Below are 22619 nucleotides of genomic sequence, written 5' to 3' on the forward strand. Positions count from 1 at the left end.
CATCGTCTCACCGAGGGTCGGCGTCCGCGCGTTCGACTGCGCCCTCGTGTGGACCGAAAACTGTGTACAGTGTCCATGCGACGAGGAGAACGCACACGGACGACGCGAGCGCGACGTACAGCCCGCCGTGCACGAGCATCGCGTACGCCCAGACGGGAGCGAGCGCGATCAGCGAGATCGCGACCAGCGTTCGTGGAGTCATATCCGTATACGCCGGTACGCTATCGGAAATATATTCGGGCTAGCCGATTCCCAGCGGCTGGGAAGTAGTTGGCTTTATTAATGACCGGTAGCCTTACCGGCTCGTTATGGTACAGAAGCGAGATGGTTTCGCCGGCCCGACGCGCCGGCGGGTACTGGCCGCCGGCGCCGCGGCAGCCGGCGGGGCGCTGCTCGGCGGCGCAGCGCCCGCGGCGGCTCAGTCGGGCCCCGACTTCGACGGGTGGTTCGACGACGTCCCCAACTACGACGGGGTCGTCGACCGGACGGGCCAGTCGGAGGTCACCGTGGAGGTCGGCGTCGAGAACGGCGACGGACCCTACGGCTTCGGCCCGGCAGCCGTTCGCGTGGACCCGGGAACGACGGTCGTGTGGGAATGGAACGGCCAGGGCGGCTCACACAACGTGATCGCCGAGAACGACCCGTATAGCTACGAGTCCGAGCTGGTCGCCGAAGCCGGTCACACGTTCAGCCACACCTTCGAGGAGGAGGGAATCTCGAAGTACTTCTGTCAGCCGCACCGCGCGCTCGGCATGAAGGGTGCGGTCGTCGTCGGCGGAAGCGGCGGTGGTGGAAGCGGCGGCGGAGGCGGATCGGTGTCCGAGCCCGATTTCGACGGCTGGTTCGACGACGTTTCGAACTACTCGAGCACCGTCGACGAGCGTGGCCAGTCGGAGGTCACCGTGGAGGTCGGCGTCGAGAACGGCGACGGACCCTACGGCTTCGGTCCGGCGTCCGTCCGCGTTGACCCGGGAACGACTGTCACGTGGGAATGGAACGGTCAGGGCGGCTCACACAACGTGATCGCCGAGAACGACCCGTACAGCTACGAGTCCGAGTTGGTCGCCGAGGCCGGCCACACGTTCAGCCACACATTCGAACAGGAGGGCGTCTCGAAGTACTTCTGCCAGCCGCACCGCGCGCTCGGCATGAAGGGTGCGGTCGTCGTCGGCGACGTCAGCGGCGGCGGCGGTAGTGGCGGCGGCGGTGGCGAGAGCGGCGATGGATCGGCCGAGGGTTCCGGCGGATCGCCGTTCGTTCCAACCGATTTCAACGGATGGTTCGCGCTCCTGTTCGGCGGCACCATCGCGATGGCCGTCGCCGGCGTGCTCGGCAACGAGGCGTTGGTCGCCTATCGAGACCACGCGAGCGCGGAGGAGGCCTACGTTCGAGACAGACCGGTCGAAGCGGTCGAGGAAGAGGCGGAGGTCGAACTCGGCGAGGAGTACAACCCGCTCGGGACGGCCGCGCTCGTCGTGGGGTACTTCGTGTTGATCTCGGCGCTGTGGGTCTTCATGTATTTCGTCGAGTACCTCGGCGGTCCGACCATTACTGGGTGAATCTATGCACGTACACCGATTCGAGAAACTCTGGTTCGGCGCATCGCTCGTCCTGATCGTCGCGTTCATCGGGACCATCGTCTACGGCGCGATCGGCCCCGGCGTCGCGATGGTCGGCGACGACGGCGGGACGATAGACGCCGCCACCGTGGCCGACGGGGACTTCGGGCAGACGGACAACTTCCGTTCGCCCGGCGTCTACGAGTCGAGCGACGGCGATGGCGTCGACGTGTACATCGTCGCTCGACAGTACCTGTTCAATCCCGGAACCGCACAACCGATAGAGGTGCCCAGAGGGGAGGAAGTTACCTTCCACGTCACCTCAGCGGACGTAACACACGGGTTCAACCTCGCTGGCACGAACGTCAACACGATGGTCATCCCCGGCCAAGTCGCGCGGTTCGACGTCATGTTCGACGAGACCGGGGAGTACGGGATCGTCTGTCACGAGTACTGCGGGAGCGGACACCACACGATGGCGGGTCAGCTGCACGTCGTGCCGCAGTCGCAGTTCGATACGACCGCGGGAGGTGACAACTGATGGCGACCGGACACCCGGACGACACGAGTACGCTCAGCGAGGACGACTACGTCGAGACCGAGGACGGAACCAGACACCGTAGCGCGTTCGTCGATCGATACCCCGAGGCCGCACGGATCGTGCGTATCTGTCTCGGCATCTCGTTCGCCGCGTTCGGCGTCGGCGCGCTGTTCGGACTGATCCAGGCGCTCCACCGGACGAACGTCCTCCGGGTCATTCCCTCGTCCGACTACTACACGCTCCTGACGGGCCACGGCGTCCTCCTGGCGTTGGTGTTTACAACGTTCGGCATCGCCGGCCTGTTCCAATGGGCCAGTACGCGGAGCCTCGGTATCGAACCGACGAGTTCCAAGCTGACGGCGACGTGGCTCGGGATGATGACGGTCGGCACGCTGCTTGCCGCCGGGACGATCCTCGCGGGCTTGTTCGACTGGATCCCGGCCAGCGCCGACGTGCTGTTCACGTTCTACGCGCCGCTGAAAGCGCACCCGCTGTTCTACGTGGGCGCGGCGCTGCTCATCGTCGGCTCGTGGTTCGCCGGCGCGAGCTACTTCCTGCAGTACCGCGAGTGGCGGTCGGAGAACCCCGACGCGCGCATCCCGCTGCAGTCGTTCATGGTGATGACGACGATGCTGATGTGGTACATCTCGACGCTCGGGGTGGCCGTGGAGGTCGTCGTCTTCCTCATCCCGTGGTCGCTCGGCCTCATTCAGCAGGTCGACCCGCTGCTCACGCGGACGCTGTTCTGGTACTTCGGACACCCGGTCGTGTACTTCTGGCTGCTGCCGGCGTACGTTATCTGGTACACCGTGTTGCCCAAGCTGTCGGGCGGTCGCCTGTTCAGCGACCCGCTCGCTCGTGTGGTGTTCGTGCTGTTCCTCATCCTCTCGACGCCGGTCGGGTTCCACCACCAGTACACCGACCCCGGGATCGCCTCGGGGTACAAGTTCGTCGCGATGACGAACACGTTCTTCCTGCTGTTGCCGTCGCTGTTGACGCTGTTCACGGTCGTCGCCAGTATGGAGCACGGCGCCCGCCAACGCGGCGGCTCGGGCTATCTCGGCTGGTTGAAGGCGCTGCCGTGGGAGAAGCCGGCGTTCGCCGGGATCGCCCTCTCGGGAATCATGTTCGCCGCCGGCGGCTTCTCGGGCATGATCAACGCCGGGATGAACATCAACTACCTCATCCACAACACGCTGTGGGTGCCCGGCCACTTCCATCTCACCGTCGGGACCGCGTTCGCGCTCACGCTGATGGCGGTCTCCTACTGGCTGGTACCACAGGTGACCGGGAAGCGACTCCAGTTGTACGGGGTCGCCTCGCTGCAGCCGTACGTGTGGTTCGTGGGGATGGTGCTGATGTCGAACGCGATGCACCGCGCCGGCCTCGCGGGCATCCCCCGTCGGACGGCCGAGCCGCAGTACGACCAGTTCAGCTTCCAGGCGGTCGCGGGCAGCGTGGGCGAGATGCGCATCCAGATCGCCATCGGCGGCACGCTGCTGTTCATCGGGGCCGCGATGTTCCTCGCGGTCATGCTGGCGACGTGGACGATGGGGAAGTCCAACAGCCAGCTCCGGGTGAACGGGTACCTCCCCGAGCCGATGTCGGGGGCGACGGACTCGCCCCGGGTGCTCGACAATCTGAAGCTGTGGGCCGCCATCGCGATCGTGCTCGTCGCGCTCGCGTACGGCCTCCCGCTGTTCGACATGGTCGCCGACGGCGTGCTCAGTCCGGGGAGCGTCCCGGTGCCGGCGTAGCGCCTCGGCGATCGAACCGCGCGGTTCTCACGCGGGTCTCCCGATTCGATGACTCCCGACGACTCAGACACGGACGACGTGACCGCACCGCCCGACTCGGCCGCGGCCGACTCGTCGCGCTCCGACGAGGATCTCGACCGCCGCCGGCTGATCCGGTGGATAGCCGTGCTCGCGTTCGCAGTCCCCGTGATCGTCGAACTGCTCACCTTCGGGGGACTGATCGAAAACACGCTCTTCCCCGGCGGCGACGGTGATACCGGCGGAACGGCGACTGACGGCACCGAAACGGCGACGGCGACGCCCGGCGAAGACGCCGTCGGCGTCGGCGACGAACTCCTCCCGGACGAACCGACGGTCGAGACTGTCGAGGTCTCGGAGGTCAGAGGCGAGTCGGCCAGCTCACGGACCTACGTGCTCCGCGTGGCCGTCGAGAACACGACCGAGAACTCCGTCGAACTCCGCCTCACGGGTGTCACCCTCCGCGACGGGGCGTCCCTCGAGAGCGTCTCGACGACGGGAGCGATCCCGGCCGGCGGGGCCGGCGAAGTGACCGGTGCCTGGGGACTCCCGACCGACTCGATGCCCGTCGCCGTCGACGTCGTGTTGCTGCGAGACGGCGACGAGTCGACGTCGCGATCGGTCCCGCTGAAGCGGCCACCCATCCGTGGCTGAACGGCCGAGCCCCGCAGCGGTTCGTCCCACGTACGGGACTGAACCATCGATATTTAACTGCGTAGGGGCCGTACCGTGTATAATGTCACGCCTCTATAGAGATTTCAGCCGCTTTCCTATACCGGCGTATCCGGGGGTCGTCTGGTGAGCGGGCCCAACTCCGACGACGTTCGGGCCACCGAGGCCGTCGACGTTCCCGTCGATGGAACGGTTCACTTCGACGCCTCGATCCGGTTCCGTGATCTCGATGCAGGCGCGGCGGCGGTTCTCGGACTCGATCCGGCCCAGGTCGACGACGAGGACATCCTCGCTCGGCTGTCGCGTTCGCCGGCCAGAACGCGGGAAGCCCTCCGGTCCGTTGTGGAGACGGGGCGACCGACGTCGATCGAGTGGGAAGTCAGCGTCACCGGCCCGGGAGGGTGGGCGTGGGCAGTCCCCGCTACGGAGGGCGTTTCGGTACTTCTCGTCGTCGACGATCGGGAACCGAGCGACGAGACAGTCGACCCCGAAACTGAGGAGGACGGCGTCGCGTCGGCGATGGGGTCGTCCTCGGAGGCGGCAAACCGGCTCCTCGCGCACACGGAGGCGTTGGCGCGCACCGGCGGTTGGGAGTACGACATCGAGTCCGAGACGCTCACGTGGACCGCGGGAACCAAACGGATCCACGGCGTCGCCCCCGACTTCGATCCGACCATCGAGCAGGCGCTGTCCTTCTATCACCCGGACGACCGCGAGAGGGTCCGCGAGTCGGTGATGCGGGCCGTCGATGCCGGCGAGTCGTACGAGACGGTGGCTCGAATCTTCACCCCCGACGGGAAACGGTGCTGGGTTCGGACCATCGGTGAACCGGTCGAGCGTGACGGCGAGGTTACCGCGGTTCGCGGCGCGATCCAGGATATCACCGAAACCCGCGAACAGGAGCAGCAGATCGAGTTGCTTCGGCGGGCGATCGATGCCGCACCCCTCGGCGTGACGCTCGCGGACATGCGTCGCGACGAGGAACCGCTCGTGTACGTGAACGACGCGTTCGAGGACCTCACGGGGTACTGCGAGGCCGAGTCGATCGGTCGGAACTGTCGCTTCCTCCAGGGTGACGAGACGGATCCCGAAACGGTCGCGAAGCTCCGGGCGGCCATCGAGGCCGAAGAGTCGGCGACGGTGACGATCCGCAACTACCGCGCCGATGGGACACCCTTCTGGAATCGGCTGACGATCGCCCCCGTCGCCGACTCGGGGGGGACGGTGACCCACTACGTCGGCTTCCAGACGGACGTGACCGAGCGGCGGGACGTGGAGTCCAAACTCCGCGAGTTCGAGCGCGCCGTCGAGCACTCCGGACATGCCATCTACATCACCGACCTCGACGGGACGATCACCTACGTCAATCAAAGCTTCGTGGACCTTACCGGGTACGGGTACGACGAGGCGGTCGGCGAGACGCCGCGGATACTCAACTCCGGTCGGATGGACGACGACTACTTCGAGCACCTGTGGAATACGATCCTCGACGGCGAGACGTTCGAGGAACGTGTCATCGACAAGGACAGCGACGGGCACATCTATCGCGCCCACCAGACGATCGCACCGCTCACTGACGAGCGCGGGACGGTGACGGGCTTCGTCGCCGTTCAGACGGATATCACCGACCGTATCGAGCGTTCCCAGCAGATCGCCGTGTTGGATCGCGTCCTCCGACACAACCTCAGAAACGACATGAACATCGTCCTCGGCCACGCGGAGAAACTCAGCCAACGGCTCGAGGGCGACCTCGCAGGTTCGGCGGAGACGATCGCGTCGACCGGACGCGGTCTCCTCGAGCTGGCCGACAAAGAGCGGATGGTCGTCGAACACCTCTCGATGAACGACGAGACCGATCGCCACGAGGTGCGACCGATGGTGAGATCGCTGGTCGACGAGCTCTCGGAGCGGTATCCGACCGCGGAGTTCACCACCGACTGCCCGACCGATCTCGCGGTGAACGCGACGTCGCAGCTCCCGGAGGCTATCGAGGAGTTCATCGAGAACGCCGTCGAGCACGCCGACGATCCGTCCCCCTCCGTCGAGATCACGGCCGCACCTGTCGTCGATAGCGAGAGTTCGGCCGCCACCGCCGTCGCACCCGGTTCAACCGACGACGCCGACACGGTCCGTATTTCCATCGCCGACCGCGGGCCGGGGATCCCGGCATCGGTACGGGATCTCGTGTCCAGTGATTACGTCCCGGACTCGTTGACACACACCGACGGGATCGGACTGTGGCTTGCGAGTTGGATCGTCACGCAATCGGGCGGGTCGATCGACTTCGAGGACCGCGAGGCGGGCGGAACGGTCGTGCACGTCACGCTCCCGTCGGCGACCGTGCCCGAGTGATCTGGTATGCCCGGGGCGATCGGATCGTGGAACCCGAACCTGAACCCGTCCCGTTCGACTCGGACAGCCGTCACCCACGGAACCCGCCGTTGATGAGGCGGGTCGGATCGCCGTCGTCCGTCGCGTCCCCCCGAACGTGTGAGTGTCCGGCTACCGCAACCGACGGTGTACCCCGTCGAATCGCACCGGCCAGTGCGAGCCATCCCGGCCGGAGCCCGTCGATTCGCCGAGTCTCCGACGGGTGAGGGACATCGAGATCGGTCCCGAACGGCGAAGCGTGTGAAACCGGCGGGACCGTCAGATCGACCGACAGGAGATCGGGTGAAGACCGACAGGAGATCGGGTGAAGACCGACAAGAGACTCTCGCCTGGAACACGGCGCGGCGAAGAGGACTCCGTGACGACCCACGGAGGGACCGCCCGAACCGCCGCCATAGTTATTTGTGAACACACACCAACAGCGGAGTTGTCATGTCCGAGTCGCCGCCGAACATCCGGCCACCCACTCCCGAAGAGATCCGCGACCTCGCCGAACAGCACCACATGTCGCTTTCCGACGACGAGGTCGCCGATTTCGCGGCGATCATCGAGGGTATGCTGGAGGGATACGAGCGAATCGACCAACTGTCGGCCCCGACGCCGGAGGTACAGTACCACACACGTGACCCGGGGTACGAACCCGGCCCGGAGGAGGACCCGCTCAACGCGTTCGTCCGGAAGTGTGCGGTACAGGGCGCCGACGACGGTCCACTGGCCGGCTACGAGGTCGGGCTCAAGGACAGCGTCTCGCTTGCGGGCGTCGAGATGACGCTCGGCTCGAAGCTGTTCGAGGGGTACGTCCCCTCCACGGACGCGACGATCGTCACGCGATTGCTCGATGCGGGGGCGACGATCACGGGGAAGCTCAACATGGAGGACATGGCGTTGTCGGGGAGCGGCGAGCTCTCGGCGACCGGACCAGTCCTCAACCCCCGCGATGACGACTACATCGCCGGCGGCTCCTCGAGCGGAAGTGCGGCTGCTGTCGCGACCGGCGACGTCGACGTGGCCATCGGTGGCGACCAGGGCGGGTCGATCCGGATCCCGGCCGCCTGGAGCGGAATCGTCGGTCACAAGCCCACCCACAGCCTCGTTCCCTACACCGGCGTCGCCGGACTCGGCCGATCGTTCGACCACGTCGGCCCGATGGGATCGACCGTCGAGGAGTGCGCCCTCCTGCTCGACGTACTCGCGGGGGCCGACGGGCTCGATCCGCGACAGGGCGCGGTCCCGACACAACACTACAGCGAGGCACTGGGAGGTGAGCCAGGAGAGATCACCGTCGGTGTGCTCGATGAGGGCTTCGGCCACGAGCAGAGCGAACCCGGCGTCGATGAGACCGTCCGCGACGCGCTCGACGAGTTCGAGGCGGCCGGCGCCGAGGTGACCGAGGTGTCCGTCCCGATGCATCTCGACGGCCTCCCGATCTGGAACGCGATCGGCCTCGAAGAGATCACGGCGACGGTCAACGCCGAATGTGTCGGCCACTACGGGACGGGCTTCTACGACATGCAGTTCGCCGACGCGTTCGGCCGTGCTCGGCGCGCCCAGGCGGACGACTACCTCGCGACGATGAAGCTCACGTTGATCGCCGGACAGTACCTCTCGAACGAGTATCGTGGCCACTACCACGCGAAGGGGCAGAACCTCGCCCGGAAGCTCACCAACGCCTACGACGAGGCGCTCGCGGACGTGGACGTGCTCGCGATGCCGACGACGCCCCAGACCGCACACGAGGTCGACCGTGACATCTCGAGGGTGGAGGCGATCGACCGGGCACTGAACATGCTTCCGAACACGGCGCCGTTCGACAACACCGGTCACCCGGCTATCAGCGTCCCGGCCGGACAGTCCGACGGCCTCCCGGTCGGCGTCATGTTCGTGGGAGACACGTTCGACGACGCGACCGCGCTGGCGAGCGCCCACGCGTTCGAACAGCACGTCGAGGTGACGATCTGATCGGAGCCGGTCGCCGACGACGCCGCAACCGGGCCCGGGGGTCGTGCTCTATCGACCGATGTTACGCGCGCTTCGTCTCGACGTACTCGCGGGCGGCTTCCCGGATGACGTCCTCGGGGCCCTCGACGCACTCGCGTCGGAGGTCGGGATACTGACCGTCGAGCTCGCGGGCGACGTAGCCGTCGATCTCCGCGACTTCGGCGACGGCCATTCCTTCGAGGTGTTCGGAGAGAAGGCTGGCGACGGCGCGACTGACCGCGCAGCTCCGGCTCTCGAAGGCGATCTCCTCGATGCGGTCGTCGGTGATGGTGACGTGGAACTCGCCGTCGTCACCGCAGGTGGTCTCCTCGGATGATTTCACGAACGTCGGGTCGCCGATGTCGCCCCGATTTCGGGGGTTGTGGTAGTGTTCGCTGACGAGGTCGTGGTAGCGCTCGGAGGCGAGATAGTCGCCGAGGTCGTCGCGGGCGGTGTCCACGACCTCGAGGAGACGATCGATGTCCGCGCGGGTGTTGTAGACGTAGACGGAGGCGCGGGCGGAGCCGGGGATGTCGAGTCGGTCGTGGAGGGGCTGGGTGCAGTGGTCGCCGGCGCGGATGGCGATGCCGCGGTCGTTGAGGAGGCTGGAGAGGTCGTGGCCGTGGACGCCGTCGACGTTGAACGAGACGAGTCCCGTGCGTTCCTCGCCGACGCCGGGGCCGTACGTCCGGACGAAGTCCCGCTCGGCGAGTTCACGGAGGAGGTACTGGGCGAGCTCGTTCTCGTGGGCGCGGACGTTCTCCATGCCGAGATCCTCGAGGTACTCGACGGCGGCGCCGAGCGCGATACCCTCCGCGATGGGCGGGGTGCCGGCCTCGAACTTCCACGGGAGTTCGTTCCACGTGGAGTCGGTCAGGGTGACGTTCCGGATCATCTCCCCCCCGAACAGGAACGGGTCGAAGTCCTCGAGGATAGCGCGTTTCCCGTACAGCCCGCCGATTCCCGTGGGACCGGCGAGTTTGTGGCCGCTGAACGCGAAGAAGTCCGCGTCCATCGCCCCGACGTCGACGGGCCGGGTGGGTGCGGACTGGGCGCCGTCGACGACCGCGTACGCGTCGTGGTCGTGGGCGAGGTCGACGAGATCCTCGATGGGATTGATCGTGCCGAGGACGTTCGAGACGTGCGGCGCACACACCACCGCGGTGTCGTCGGTGACGAGGTCGCGGGCGGCGTCCATGTCGAGGTGCCCGTCCGGCGTGACGGGGATGTGGCGGACGGTCGCGCCCGCCCGCTTCGCGATCTGCTGCCAAGTGACCAGCGAGGCGTGGTGGTCCATCTCCGTGGTGACGATCTCGTCGCCGTCGTCGAGGCGCTGGCTGAGTCCGTACGCGACGAGGTTGATGCTCTCGGTGGTGTTCTTCGTGAAGACGATCTCCTCGCGGCCGTCCGCGCCGAGGAAGTCGGCGACGCGATCGTGGGCCTGCTCGTACGCGATCGAGGCCTCGTGACTGAGTTCGTGGATCCCGCGGTGGATGTTCGCGTTGTAGCCCGCGTAGAACTCCTCGAAGACGTCGTACACCTGCCTGGGCGTGTGCGTAGTGGCGGCGTTATCCAGATACGTAAGCGGGTGGCCGTTCACGCGCCGGTCGAGAACGGGGAAGTCCTCGCGTACCGCCGCGGCATCGAAAGTCATGTTACGACCAAGATAGCAGTTCCACATAAACAAAACGGATATGATACTCGTACTCGACAACGCGGTCGACGGCGGCTACATGGCCGACGAGATCGTGCACTTCCTGCCGGACGCCACCGCCTACAACTACCCGAACGAGGACGGCGACCCGAGCCGTGCGGACGTGGACGGCGTCGTTATCGGCGGGAGCGAGGTCGGCGTGTACGACGAACCTGACCAGCCATGGATCACCCAGCAAAAGCGGTTCGCGCGCCGTCTCGTCGAGGACGGCGTCCCGACGCTGGGCATCTGTTTCGGCCACCAGATCCTGAACGCCGCGCTCGGCGGGGAAGTCGTCGACAGCGGGACCACACGCCTTCAGCTCCGTGACGCCGAGTTCGACGCCGACGAGCCACTGTTCGACGGTGTCGAACCGACCGTGCCCGTCCTCCACTCCGACGTGGTGACGGAACTCGGCGCGGGGATGGAGATCGTCGGGCGCGCGGACTACTACGAGCACTTCGCCACCCGACACCGCGACAGCCCAGTGTGGTCCGTCCAGTACCACCCCGAGTTCACGCCCCGGATCGTCGACGAGTACGACGGCTGGGAGGAGACCCACCGCTCGTTCGAGGACTCCACCGCCACCCGTACGCTCGCGAACTTCGCGGACCTCGTGGAGTCGCACGCGAGCGACTGAGTTCGGACTCCGAACTGGGTCACGGTTCTGCGCGCGCGGCGATATCAAAAACGAGGGTCCGGTTCGGTTCGTCGTCCGGGCGTCAGTGATCGGCCGGTCAGACGATCATCAGTCTGATCGCTTGAACGTCTCGCGTCGGGCTTCGAACTCCTCGTCCGTGAGACCGCCACGGGCGTACGCCGAACGGAGCTCTTCCATCGCGGGATCGTGAGCCGCCTGCGTTTCGCGCGTCCGCCGGACGACGAGGTACCCGCCGCCGATGAGTACGAGGAGGAAGCCGAACGGGACGAGCATCCCGACGAACGGCCGCCAGCCACCAGTACCGCCGTACTGCCCCATCAGTCCTCCGTATCCCATCATCCCACCGAATCCCAGTCCCATCGTGACCAACGGCAGGACGATGATCGCCCCGAGGACGAGGAGGACGATAGTCGTGATGTCGGATCGGTTCGATGACGACATCGCTACTCAGTTCTCCGAGGAGGGTTCGAGTTCGTCGGCGACACTGTCGAGGACGCGCTCGAACCGTTCGTGGACCTCGTTCGCGATCGAATCGAGCGCCTCGTTGTCGGCGATACCGACCAGCTGTTGCGGGTCGACCGCACTCACCATGACCTCTCCGTCATCGGTCTCGTAGACGATGACGTTACACGGGAGGAGTGCGCCGAGTTCGATCTCCTCGTTCAGTCCCTCGTATGCCAGCGGGGGATTGCATGCGCCGAGAATTCGGTACCGGCGGAACTCTTCGCCGAGTTTCTCATCGAGCGTCGCCTGAATGTCGATGTCACAGAGGACGCCGAACCCTTCGTCCTCGAGCGCGGCGATCGTCGCGTCGACGACGTCGTCGAACTCGCCGATGACCGAAGTCTGTATTGTGTATTCCATGAAATATCATACTCCGCCCATCGGGTTAACGCTTGGGTGCCGCAACGGCGGGCGTTGGGAGTGATGTATCGGCTGGAACAGTAACTGTTCCAGTCATCCGGTGCGCTCGAGCCGTTCTCGCCGTCGATCGAATTCGTCGTCCGAGAGCTCACCGCGGGCGTAGCGCTCGCGGAGAACCGACAGCGACTGCTCTTCGTTCCCACCGGTTCCTCGGTTGAGGAGCGCATAGACGAGGTAGAGCGGAACGGCGATGAGGAGCCCCATCCAGAGGAGTCCCCAGAGCCCCATCGCTCCGCCGAAGAGGCCCCAGCCGCCGCCCATCATGCCCCCGCCGTAGCTCCCACTACCGTGGGCAGCAGCCGTTCCAGTCGCCGCGACCAGCAGCGGGACGGCGAGGATCGCGAGTCGACGAGCAGTGCGTCCGATGTGAGTGGTGAGTTGCGTCATTGTCTTGCGTTGGTGAATCGCGGTGTTCAGTTGGATCGATCGAAACGGTCAGGGCTGTCAGCAGTGTCCCTGTCCGTACATCCCGCCGTTGTGGCTGTCGTCGGCACCGTCGTGGTATTCCCCGTCAGCCATGCCCCGGGCCATCTCGTCGACGGTCACACCCATGTGCGACTCCATCCACTCGACGCTACCAGGACCCATGTGCTCGATCATCTGTGCCTCCATCCAAGTGGCCCGTTCATCGGCGGGGGCATTGTTCGCGGGCGCGTCGTCCGCGGTCGTGTCGTTGCCGTGTGCGCTGACCACGGGCGCGGCGAACGCGAGTCCGACGATCGCGAGGGCCACGAGCAGCCAGCGGCCGGGTTTGAGGTCGGTCATTGTCTTTCTCCTCGGTTACCCGTATGACCGCTCGGGAGTTATTACGATGGATGTGAACTCGCACAGGAGAACGTTCGAGAACGTGTATAGACCGCTCTAACCGTTTTTCAGGAACAGGATCGTTCATCCGGCTCGAATTCGCCGGATCGGTCTCGATCCCTCTCTCGGGGCGGGGTCACGACCACAGGAACGGGCGTGTGTACGATCCGAAACCGGGGCTTCAATCGGGTCACTGGACGTATTTCACGACACGCGCCGTCCCTGCATCGAGATGGTACAGGTTGTGACGGTGGAACCACGTTTTGCACGGGGTGGACTCGTGGAAACGGTCCACTAGTTCGCCTGTTTCCGCTGTAGGTCGTCGCTCGGATAGATGCGATACGTCCGCCCTTGGCGCTCGCGGTACAGGAGGCCACGCTTCTCGAGAGCGCTCACCGTCTGACTGACCTTGCTCTTCGAGAAGTCCGAGCGATCCCTGAGTTCGATCTGAGTGATGCCGGGCGAGGAGACGACCGGTTCGAGGATCCGGCGCTCGTCGTCCGGCAGGAGGTCCAATACGCGAGAGCGTGGCTGGACCCCCGGATCGAGATCCGCCGCTGATCGGGGAGCCTCGTCCGGCGATTCGGCACTCACAGGGTCGGTTTGATCCGCAACGTCGGTTCGTGAGCGGTCGGGGGCGTCCGTGCCACCGAGTTCGTCACGAATCGCGAGATACCCCCCACCGATGACAGCCGAGGCGAGGAGGGTTACGAGAACGTACCAGAGGGGATTCGTTCCGTGAACCGCGCCCATCGACGTATCCATCATCGATCCCATCCGCTCGAAGGCCCGCTGTTGCTGGTATGCCTGCCAACTGAGCACACCGCCGACGATGAGGACGGCGGCGACCACGCCACCGGCGACTGTATCGGCTCGCCGTCGGTTCATCTCCCCCACCTCGATCCGCCGATACACTTGCTCATGGAGGAGCGTTTGCGAGACATCGGTGTACCAGTTTTGGTTGGCCAACGCAATACATGGGGCTCCCTTGCCGCGAAACACGATATCGGGATGCGGCGGTCAATGATGCTCATGGTCCTGGGACTCTCCCGTCCCTGAGAGCTGTGGGTCCCGATGTGCAAATTCGGAGGGACGGGTCTCGAACGACCGCTTGCATCGATCCGAACAGAAGTAGTACGTCTCGCCCTCGTGCGTGAGACTCGGCCCGCTATCGTCGGTCCGCATCCCACAGACGGGGTCACGGTACTGCCCGGGGGCACCGAGACCACGGCGATACACGTAGAGAAGGAAGCCGGAGAGCGCGAAGGCGATGAGGTTGAGGTAGAACGTATAGTTGAGTTCGAAGTACGTCTGTTCGGTCGCTGTCTCACCACCGGCTAGGTCCGGGACGATGTCGAGCGCGTCGAACAGTAGCTCCATCAGGAAGCCGGTGAACGCCATCGTCACGAAGAAGACGCCGAGGATGTACAGCATGACCTTCCAGCCGTAGTACTTCCGGTAGACGTTCAAGACGGGAACCGTGATGAGGTCGGCGTAGACGAACGCGATGACGCCCGCGAAGCTGATGCCGCCACCCCAGAGCGCGACGGCGAACGGGACGTTTCCCATACTGCCGACGAAACTGAGAACGGCGATAATGACGCCCATAATCGCGTTTTCGGCGGTGACGAGCAGGCCGTCGCCCTGAACGAACAGGGAGTTCCAGACCCACTGCGGGACGAAGACGATGACGAACCCGGAGATGAGAAAGCCCGCGATGACGTCCGTCCAGATCATCGACCACTCCTTGCGATACTGGTTCCCGATCTTGTACCAGCCACCCCATGACAGCAGTTCCTCGCGCCACCCGCCACGACTCGACGTCTCCTGTAGGTACGTCTCCATACACCCCTCCGAGCAGAATGTCAGTGTTTCACCGCCGTCAGTCGTGAGTGTGTACTCGTCGTTGCCCTCCATTCCACAGGTGGGGTCCACAGAGACACCCGATTCGCGGTCGCGCTCGTTGAGCGTCTCCCGGACCTCGTCGAACAGGGTCTCGGGGAGCGTCAGGTGAACGATGACCGCCATGACGGCGATGAGGACGAGACCGCCCAACAGCTCGGCGACGAGGAACTCCCACCCCAGGAGGACGAGGATCATCAGACCGAGTTCGACGATGAGGTTCGTCGAGGCGAACATGAACGCGAGGAAGTTCACCGCGTGCGCACCCTTCTTGAACAGTCCTTTTCCGATGGCGACGGCTCCGAAACTACAGCCACTGCTCGCCGCTCCGAACGCGGTCGCCGTGGCGAGGCCGCTCAGGTCGCCGTCGCCCAGTTCCCGGGCCATTCGCTCCTTGGAGACGTACACCTGGACCAGACTCGTGATCGTGAGTCCCATGACGATCGCCCACGCCGCCGTCCAGAGAAATCCGAGACCGATCCGGAGGGCTTCGAGGACGTCCCCGATCATCGTCGCCTGCATAGTTGTATACTCGGAGGGATCGTCTATTGCAGTTTTCCTTCGAATCCACCCTCTCAAACCGCCGTAGCACTATCGAATTCTACGAACGGACGCCATCGTACTTTTGATATCGAAGCGCCGAACGGGTGAACGGTGAATCCGTGGTGCGTATCGGAGCCAACCGCGGGCCCACCGCGGCGGTCTCATGGTTCCGATATCCTTCGTGCGGTTCGGGATCGTGCGTGAGCGATCCGGTATCACGTTTGAGAGCCGGTAGTGCTATTTTATATAATTCAACTAATATTTGATGGCATGGCTTCGCTGGGCGAGTACGGCCGGGACGACTTCGGACGAGGGAGCTTGAACGACAGACTCGATGTCACCGAACTGCTCGACGACATCGGACTGGACGCCGAGGAGATCGGATGGCGAAAGCAGTTCCTCGGATTCGACACGGAAGACGAGCGACGGCTCAGCCGGTACGAGGACGCGTTCGCGGAGAACGCCGACCGGATCGCGGACGATTTCTACGAGAACCTCACCGATCACGAGCAGACCATCGACGTGATAAGCCGCTCGGATAAGGGGCTCGAGGAGCTCAAACGAACGCAGTCGGCGTACCTCGTGACGCTTGCGGGCGGCGACTACGGCTCGGAGTACTTCACGGACCGCGCGCGGATCGGGAAGATCCACGACATGCTGGAGATGCCGATGAAGCACTACCTCGGCCAGTACGGCGTGTACTACGATCTCATCCTCCCGATCATCGGCGACCGGCTCGCCGACTCGCTCACGGACCGACTGTCGGGGGCGGTGAGTGGGGCGGATCCGAGCGGATCGGACGGCGTCGGCGACGCCGTCGAAGCGGCGATCGAGGAGGAGGTCGACGACGCGATCGAGGACCTCCTCTCCGTTCTCCGGATAATCAACCTCGATATGCAGGTCGTCACGGACACGTACATCCACTCGTACAGCGAGAAGCTCTCCGAGGAGGTCGAGAAGAACCAGCAGCTGATGTCCGAGGTCGAAGGCGAGGTCCGCGGCCCGATCGGCGAACTCCGCGCCTCGGCCGACGACGTCGCCGACAGCGCCGCGACGGTCGGCGACGCATCCGAAGAGCAGTCACAGCGGGTCAACGAGATCTCCTCGGAGGTGGCAAACCTCTCGGCGACGGTCGAGGAGGTGGCATCGACCGCCGACGAGGTGGAACAGACGAGCAGCCGGGCGGAGGCGATGGCCGACGACGGGCGGGCGGCCGCCGACGACGCCGCGGTGGCGATGGACGACATCGGCGAAGCCGTCGACGAGGTGGCCGACGACGTCGAGGCGCTCCAGGACCGTGCTACGGAGATCGAGACGTTCGTCGACGCTATCAACGGGATCGCCGACCAGACGAACCTGCTCGCGTTGAACGCCTCGATCGAGGCGGCGCGGGCGGGCGAAGCCGGGTCGGGCTTCGGCGTCGTCGCCGACGAGATCAAATCGCTCGCGGGCGAGTCACAGCAACACGCGAGCGACATCGAGTCGATGGTCGACGGGATCCAGACTGACACCGAAGACACGGTCGAAAGCCTCTCGGAGACCACCGAGCGGGTTCACGAGGGAAGCGAGCGCGTCGGCGACGCGACCGAGAGTCTCACCGCGATCGCCGAGGCGGTGACGGAGACGGCGGACGGTATCGACCAGGTCGCCAAGGTAACCGACGAACAGGCCGCAGCCGCCGAGGAGATCGCCGCCACGATCGACGACGTTGTCGAGCAGTCCAACCGGGTCACCGACGAGATGCAGGAGTTGGCCGCGGAAAGCGAGCGTCAAGCCGAGATGGTCGAGGAAGTGGACCACGTCGTGCGCCGGCTGGGCGCGGACGACGAGGCCGCAGGTGCGGCCGGCGGGAACGCCGGCGCGGTCACGATGTCGCGGACGGACGGCGGGCGCTCGCTGCCGGCGGGCCTCCCCGAGGGGATGCCCGACTTCGTGATCGATCAGCTCTCCGACGAGCGGCTCCGGGCGATCGCGGCCGGCGAACTGGAGATGGACGACCTACGGTGAGCCGATCGGGCCGACGGTTCGATCTCGACGGCCCGGATGGGGTGGTCCTTGATGTAAGCGTCCGTCGCATTCGGGTTGGATCGTCCGTGCGATCTCTGCGGTCACAGAGGGGATCCAACGGAGCAACCAGAACGGACATCGAGTGAACGAAGTCGGGTACGAACTCGATTTCTGAGCGTGGGCGGCCCTCGTGAGCGATAGTCCTGAGTCAGCGATTTCGACCGGTCAGCGGAGGTGTTTTGTCGTCCACTTCGTATGAGACAGGTATGGGATACCACCTCCACGACCCCGAGGAACTCGACCAGTGGGATGACAGACCGACGGATGTCCGATCGCTCAGTGTCGCGGCAGGGTACGACTATCAGGACTCGAAGCTCGGCCTCCGAGTGTACGAACTTGCACCCGGCGAGCAGTCCGGGCTGAGCTACCACTATCACGACGAACAGGTCGAGGCGTTCTACGTCCTCGAGGGGACACTACACGTCGAAACGCCGGAACGGGAGTACGTTGTCGAACCCGACCAGGTGTTCTTCGTCGATCCCGGGAGCCCCCAGCGGGCGTTCAACCCCGAAACGGCCGATTCATCGACACGGGTTCTGGCTATCGGGGCGCCCTCGGTTGACGACGCACAGTCGTACGAACCGACCGAGGACGACTGAGTCGCCGCCCGAGAGTCGAGGGAGTCGATCCACGCAAGCCGATACGAGGCGGTCTAACACGACCGTATCGGGGTTACAAACCATTATGGTCGTCTCGGTCCGAAACGATAGTATGGAGACACGTCCGCTCGGCAAGACCGGTCACGACAGCACCGTCATGACGTTCGGGGCGATCGCGCTCAACTGGCTCGAACAGGAGGGCGCAAACCAGATGGTCGAGCACGTCCTCGAGTACGGCGTCAACCACTTCGACGTGGCTCCGACGTACGGTGATGCGGAGCTGAAGCTCGGTCCCAAGCTCCGTCAGCACCGCGAGGAGATCTTCCTCGGGTGTAAGACCGGGAAACGCGACTACGAAGGCGCGTGGAAGCGGCTCGAACAGTCGCTCGATCGTCTCGGCGTCGAGAAGATCGACCTCTATCAGGTCCACGGGCTCGAATACGACGAGGAACTCGACGAGATCACTGGTGACGGCGGCGCACTGGAAGCCTTCCGCGAGGCCAAAGCGGAGGGTCTGATCGACCACATTGGCCTGACGAGCCACAGCCGGCCGAATCTCATCCTCGATGCTATCGACCGCATCGACGATCTGGAATCGGTGATGTTCCCGCTCAATCCCGTGGTCGCCGGGAAGGACGACGATACACACGACTACGAGGCCGTCCTCCGGCGGGCCAACGAAGAGAACATCGGCACGCTGGGCATCAAAGCCTTCGCCGCAGGATCGTGGCCCGACACGGACGACGTACCCGAGCGAGACCGTCCCTTCTGTAACTGGTACCGGCCGGTCTGTTCGCCCGACGAGATCCGCGATCGGTTCGACTTCGCGGCCTCGCAGGGGCTAACCAGCGTCGTCAGTGCCGGTGACCCCAAACTGGTAACGATGATCCTCGAAGCTGCCGCCGACTACGACGGCTTAGACGAGGCCGCTCAGCGGTCGCTGATCGAGGCCGCACGGCACGACGACAGTCCAGTCCCCGAACAACTCCACCACTGACACAGGGATGGACGTTCCTCGTACGGTCACCGTTGCGCTCGCCGACCGGCCCGTCGAGGGCTCGCGCTGTCTGGAGGCCGGTGCTGGCGTCGGGTCGACGACCGCGGGTCTGCTTGACGCGGGCGCGAATCGCGTCTACGCGATCACGAACGACCGCGGGCACGCACAGTCGACCCGGGAACGGGTCGGACCCGAACGTGGACAGTCGGCTGCGGCCAACGGGAAGCGATCCGGGGCGGACGACCGACTGGCCGTCCTCGAGGCCGACCTCCGTGCGATCCCGTTACCCGACGAGTCGGTCGACCTGATCACCGCGCACGGGCTCTGTAACGTCCTCGACCCGCCAGCGCTGTCAAGGATCGTCGACGAACTCCACCGCGTGGCAGCCCCCGGATCGCATCTCATCGTCGACGACTACGATCCGCTCCCCGACGACGCCGCGGTCCGTGACCTGTTCGCCGTCGAAAACGCCGCGTCCGAACTGGCGACCGGTCGTTCCGCGCTGACGTTCTATCCGTCGTCGTTCCTCCGGGATCTGTTTGTGGGCGAGGGATGGGCCTTCGATCGCGAGCGAACGCTGCTCGATCCGGTCCCCTGGACCGCGAGTCACCTCTCGGCCCACGCCGACGCCGCCGCCTCGTTCGCCGTCAACTGCCCCGACGACGTCGGGGAGTTGCTTGCCGCGAACGCCGACCGCCTCGCTGCCGAGATCGACACCGAGTCGGCCGGACGGATGTACAGCCTCGCCTTCCGGGTGCCGACCGGACAGTCCCGTCGTAGACAGGGCCGACCGTGAGCTCGAAAACGAGTGCTCCATCCGGCAACCATCGTGTTTAGTTAAGCGAATTCCACCAGACAGCGAAGCTTCCTGACATCCTCCCACGGCTAAAGCCGTGGGGTTCCCCCACTGGGGGTTAAATCCACACGTAGCGGGAGGTTCGCAGGTTCGTCGTCACAGGGGACGATGACCTGCGTTTCGGGCTGTGCCAGTACAGCCCCCGCCTCGGACAGCGGTTTCGAGAACTTGCCCAAGGCTCGTTTGCCGATGTTCAGCGCACCGTTCTTGTCTGCGTTGTCGTCAAGTCCACATTCGGGACATTCGAAGCGTCCCTGCGTCTCACGGACACCTTCGCAGGCACAGCGGTTACACGTCTTCGATGTGTCGTATTCCTCAACTAACTGTACGTCGATGCCCGCGTCGTGGGCCTTGTACTCGATGTAGTTCAGCAGGCGGGCGAACGGCATCTTGTGGGTCTTGTCGTTGACGTACCGCCCTTTGTCGTTGTCCTTGCGAATCCCACCGAGATCGCCCACGACGATAACCGCGTTCCGTTCTTCAGCATCTTCAACGACGGAACGAGCAATCTTATGGAGGCGGTCGTCCACCTTCCGTGCTTCCGCGTCACCGATCCGCTCGACCACCTGCTGTCCCTGTCGAGGTTTCGCCTTCCCGATGGACTTCCGCAGTTGCTTGTAGTGTTCGCGGATGCGACGAACTTCCTCGCCGTAGAACGTGGTTTTGCGGTCGGAAAGGAACGCACAGGTAGCGACCCAGCGTGCGCCCATGTCGATAGCCAGCACGTCGTCGTACTCGTCTTGGACAGTCACAGACCGTTTGACGACGAGGTGGACGTACCAGTCACCGTCACGACGCACCAGCTCGCTGTCCCGAATGTCGCCCTCACGGACAAGTTGTTCGTCTTTTTTCGGGATGTGCGCGGGACACCAGATGGAGTTGCCCTGTCCCCGCTCGGGGTCGTAGACGGGGACTTTCATCCACCACGACGAGAGAACGGTATCCTCGTCGCAGGTCACGTCGAACACGTCGTTGCGGAGGACGACGGGTTGTTCGGTGTCGGGGTTCGGGTCTTTTTGTCGCTGAACTTTCGACGCCTGCCGGTCGGTCGCAGAGTACAGGTCGGCGTTTCCGCCGTGTACCTCGGTCTGGAACGCCTCGTACTCACGGACGAGTAGGTCAGCCTTCCTGTTGGTCAGCGAGTGGAGTTTGACCCGCACCGTGGTTGAGACGCTCCGTTGCATGACTACTCACCTGCTTGGGCGTCGATGTACTCCTCGATGACTTCGCTGGATACGTCGCCCGCACTTGAGACGAAGTACGAGCGTGTCCACAGCGACGGCAGGCCGAAATCAAACTCGTCACGGAGCTGGCGCGAGGAGTAGCCCTTGACTTGTTGCATTATCTTGTTTGGGGCGAGCGTCGGGTCGCCCGTGATGAACAAGTGTACGTGGTCGGGTCGAATCGCCAACTCCAAGATTTCGAGGTCGAGTTCGTCGGCCTTGTCCTCGATGAGTTCTTCGAGGCGATCACGTACCTCTCCCTCAAGCACCGATTTACGGTACTTCGGGCACCAGATGAAGTGGTACTGGAGTTTGTGGACGTTGGTACGTTCCCTGTCGAACCCACGAGGCATCGTCAGTATATAGATACTATTCACCTAAAGATGTTACGCAATCATCTAACCCCACCCGTGCCAACGAGCGTAGACAGGTTCCCAGTTGTCGGCTTCATCCCACCCGTAAACGGGTGGGCTTTCGCCTCGTAACCGCTGTAATCACGTCACCGCGCTCGCGAAGCTCGGCACTTGCGAGGTTACCGTCGGCGAGCGACTGTTCGAGCTCCTCCCACGTCTCCACGTCGTAGGTCGCCTGCCATTCCTCAATCTCCCCGGTGATCGCCGCCAGTTCGTTGCGTAGCTCCTCGCGCGTGTTTGCCTCGATGAGCGTCCGGATCTCCTCGAAGAGTAGTCGCGTGTAGTCCGGCTGATAGCGCGTGGTCTCGCCGGCCTCGACGCGACGTAGCTGGCCCTGATCGACGAGATCCTGGAGTTCCTCGTTGGTCGTACTCCAGACAGCGTCGGCCTGCTCGCTGACCCAGTTGACGGACCGCGGTTCGCGAAGCGTCTCGGCGACCGCCCGAATACGGTCGCGGGCGCTCATCGACTCACTCCACGATTGGACCCCAGCTCGCGAGGGTTCGGACATATTTAGCACCTCTTGGGACAGTGTTCGAGCCCTGCTCGCATATGTTTGTACGCTCTCGTATAATCAAGAGTGCGTTGGGAGCGGATACGTTGTATGCACGCGAACAGAGATACTTCGTCATCACTTCTCGCCGAAACCTCATCATCGCGAACTGTCACGGAGGATCTGGCCCACCGAACCGTTTTGCGGTTGTGGGGGATTGGTGCTACGTATGAGCACCGATACGGCCGGGAATGGTGATCCGCCGGTACCGGAGCGGATTTCGCTCACATCGGCCGAAAACGGCGATGGCTGGGTCGCTCGAGATGAGGATACGGGTATTGTCTCACAAGGGTCGACATGCGCGAGCGCACTCGAAAATCTCGATGAGGCCGTCGCAGGGTATCACGGCACGGGAACTGAACCAACGTCCGAAGACCTCGCTGAGCTTGGAATCGACCCGGATGCGAATACGAGCGATTCGCTCAGCGACTCCGAGCTGTTCGAGTAACCCGTCGAACCTTCTCCGGAC

General features: G+C 64.4%; 22 protein-coding genes and 1 pseudogene. 12 read left to right on the top strand and 11 right to left on the bottom strand.

Translation table 11 applies throughout. The features are described 5' to 3' along the window. Window positions 1-7: 7 nt before the first annotated feature. Window positions 8-202, bottom strand: coding sequence for a DUF8131 family protein (locus K6T25_RS13190; protein WP_222914848.1), 195 nt, complete (start codon window positions 200-202; stop codon window positions 8-10). 106 nt (window positions 203-308) lie between these two features. Between K6T25_RS13190 and K6T25_RS13195 the strand changes: the two genes are divergently transcribed. From K6T25_RS13195 to K6T25_RS13220, 6 genes are all read left to right on the top strand, one after another. Beyond that, complete coding sequence (locus tag K6T25_RS13195; RefSeq protein WP_222914850.1) at window positions 309-1559, top strand: halocyanin domain-containing protein; 1251 nt, start codon at window positions 309-311, stop codon at window positions 1557-1559. Window positions 1560-1563: 4 nt separating this feature from the next. Then, a complete protein-coding gene (locus K6T25_RS13200) occupies window positions 1564-2100 on the top strand; it encodes a cytochrome c oxidase subunit II (protein WP_222914852.1) in 537 nt (178 codons plus the stop codon). Further along, window positions 2100-3857, top strand: coding sequence for a b(o/a)3-type cytochrome-c oxidase subunit 1 (locus K6T25_RS13205; RefSeq protein WP_222914854.1), 1758 nt, complete (start codon window positions 2100-2102; stop codon window positions 3855-3857). Before K6T25_RS13200 ends, K6T25_RS13205 begins: the two co-directional genes overlap by 1 nt. A 48-nt stretch (window positions 3858-3905) precedes the next feature. Further along, the gene (locus tag K6T25_RS13210) at window positions 3906-4529 is read left to right on the top strand and encodes a hypothetical protein (protein ID WP_222914856.1); all 624 of its coding nucleotides are present in this window, start codon (window positions 3906-3908) and stop codon (window positions 4527-4529) included. Window positions 4530-4673: 144 nt separating this feature from the next. Beyond that, entirely contained in the window at window positions 4674-6899 is a 2226-nt protein-coding gene (locus tag K6T25_RS13215) for a PAS domain S-box protein (protein ID WP_222914858.1), read from the top strand. 471 nt (window positions 6900-7370) lie between these two features. Further along, window positions 7371-8897 carry an amidase gene (locus tag K6T25_RS13220; protein ID WP_222914860.1) on the top strand — a complete coding sequence of 509 codons (1527 nt, stop codon included), beginning with the start codon at window positions 7371-7373 and terminating at the stop codon, window positions 8895-8897. A 61-nt stretch (window positions 8898-8958) separates the two neighbouring features. Here K6T25_RS13220 and K6T25_RS13225 read toward each other — a convergent pair whose 3' ends face one another. Next, window positions 8959-10569 carry a SufS family cysteine desulfurase gene (locus tag K6T25_RS13225; RefSeq protein WP_222914862.1) on the bottom strand — a complete coding sequence of 537 codons (1611 nt, stop codon included), beginning with the start codon at window positions 10567-10569 and terminating at the stop codon, window positions 8959-8961. Window positions 10570-10609: 40 nt separating this feature from the next. On the opposite strand from K6T25_RS13225, the gene K6T25_RS13230 reads away from it, so the two are divergent. Further along, window positions 10610-11248 carry a type 1 glutamine amidotransferase gene (locus K6T25_RS13230; protein ID WP_222914863.1) on the top strand — a complete coding sequence of 213 codons (639 nt, stop codon included), beginning with the start codon at window positions 10610-10612 and terminating at the stop codon, window positions 11246-11248. A 108-nt stretch (window positions 11249-11356) separates the two neighbouring features. Here K6T25_RS13230 and K6T25_RS13235 read toward each other — a convergent pair whose 3' ends face one another. From K6T25_RS13235 to K6T25_RS13260, 6 genes are all read right to left on the bottom strand, one after another. Then, entirely contained in the window at window positions 11357-11710 is a 354-nt protein-coding gene (locus K6T25_RS13235) for an SHOCT domain-containing protein (RefSeq protein ID WP_222914866.1), read from the bottom strand. A gap of 6 nt (window positions 11711-11716) precedes the next feature. Next, window positions 11717-12133, bottom strand: a complete 417-nt coding sequence (locus tag K6T25_RS13240) for a DUF302 domain-containing protein (RefSeq protein WP_222914868.1) — start codon at window positions 12131-12133, stop codon at window positions 11717-11719. 93 nt (window positions 12134-12226) lie between these two features. Beyond that, window positions 12227-12580 (bottom strand): SHOCT domain-containing protein, encoded by a 354-nt coding sequence (locus K6T25_RS13245; protein ID WP_222914870.1) that lies wholly within the window; start codon window positions 12578-12580, stop codon window positions 12227-12229. 57 nt (window positions 12581-12637) lie between these two features. Continuing rightward, a complete protein-coding gene (locus tag K6T25_RS13250) occupies window positions 12638-12958 on the bottom strand; it encodes a hypothetical protein (protein ID WP_222914871.1) in 321 nt (106 codons plus the stop codon). A 333-nt stretch (window positions 12959-13291) separates the two neighbouring features. Beyond that, window positions 13292-13885, bottom strand: coding sequence for a helix-turn-helix transcriptional regulator (locus K6T25_RS13255; protein WP_222914874.1), 594 nt, complete (start codon window positions 13883-13885; stop codon window positions 13292-13294). A gap of 132 nt (window positions 13886-14017) precedes the next feature. After that, window positions 14018-15421 (bottom strand): permease, encoded by a 1404-nt coding sequence (locus K6T25_RS13260; RefSeq protein ID WP_222914876.1) that lies wholly within the window; start codon window positions 15419-15421, stop codon window positions 14018-14020. Between the two features lie 339 nt (window positions 15422-15760). Between K6T25_RS13260 and K6T25_RS13265 the strand changes: the two genes are divergently transcribed. The 4 genes from K6T25_RS13265 (at window position 15761) to K6T25_RS13280 (ending at window position 19901) form a co-directional block, all read left to right on the top strand. Then, window positions 15761-17449, top strand: coding sequence for a globin-coupled sensor protein (locus K6T25_RS13265; protein ID WP_222914878.1), 1689 nt, complete (start codon window positions 15761-15763; stop codon window positions 17447-17449). Window positions 17450-17715: 266 nt separating this feature from the next. Further along, window positions 17716-18108, top strand: coding sequence for a cupin domain-containing protein (locus K6T25_RS13270; protein ID WP_222914880.1), 393 nt, complete (start codon window positions 17716-17718; stop codon window positions 18106-18108). A 112-nt stretch (window positions 18109-18220) separates the two neighbouring features. Beyond that, on the top strand, window positions 18221-19105 hold the full coding sequence (locus K6T25_RS13275; RefSeq protein WP_222914882.1) for an aldo/keto reductase: 885 nt from the start codon (window positions 18221-18223) through the stop codon (window positions 19103-19105). 7 nt (window positions 19106-19112) lie between these two features. After that, complete coding sequence (locus K6T25_RS13280; protein ID WP_222914884.1) at window positions 19113-19901, top strand: class I SAM-dependent methyltransferase; 789 nt, start codon at window positions 19113-19115, stop codon at window positions 19899-19901. Window positions 19902-19990: 89 nt separating this feature from the next. Here K6T25_RS13280 and K6T25_RS13285 read toward each other — a convergent pair whose 3' ends face one another. The 3 genes and pseudogenes from K6T25_RS13285 to K6T25_RS13295 form a co-directional block, all read right to left on the bottom strand. Further along, window positions 19991-21145 carry an RNA-guided endonuclease InsQ/TnpB family protein gene (locus tag K6T25_RS13285; protein ID WP_222914886.1) on the bottom strand — a complete coding sequence of 385 codons (1155 nt, stop codon included), beginning with the start codon at window positions 21143-21145 and terminating at the stop codon, window positions 19991-19993. Window positions 21146-21147: 2 nt separating this feature from the next. Then, window positions 21148-21537 carry an IS200/IS605 family transposase gene (gene tnpA / locus K6T25_RS13290; RefSeq protein WP_222914888.1) on the bottom strand — a complete coding sequence of 130 codons (390 nt, stop codon included), beginning with the start codon at window positions 21535-21537 and terminating at the stop codon, window positions 21148-21150. Window positions 21538-21676: 139 nt separating this feature from the next. Then, window positions 21677-22108: pseudogene (locus tag K6T25_RS13295) on the bottom strand (DUF7342 family protein); the annotation flags it as partial. A 211-nt stretch (window positions 22109-22319) separates the two neighbouring features. Here K6T25_RS13295 and K6T25_RS13300 point away from each other — a divergent pair. Then, window positions 22320-22598 (top strand): type II toxin-antitoxin system HicB family antitoxin, encoded by a 279-nt coding sequence (locus K6T25_RS13300; RefSeq protein ID WP_222914889.1) that lies wholly within the window; start codon window positions 22320-22322, stop codon window positions 22596-22598. Window positions 22599-22619 lie beyond the last annotated feature (21 nt).

It is taken from the genome of Halobaculum rubrum, assembly GCF_019880225.1.
Lineage (GTDB): Archaea > Halobacteriota > Halobacteria > Halobacteriales > Haloferacaceae > Halobaculum > Halobaculum rubrum.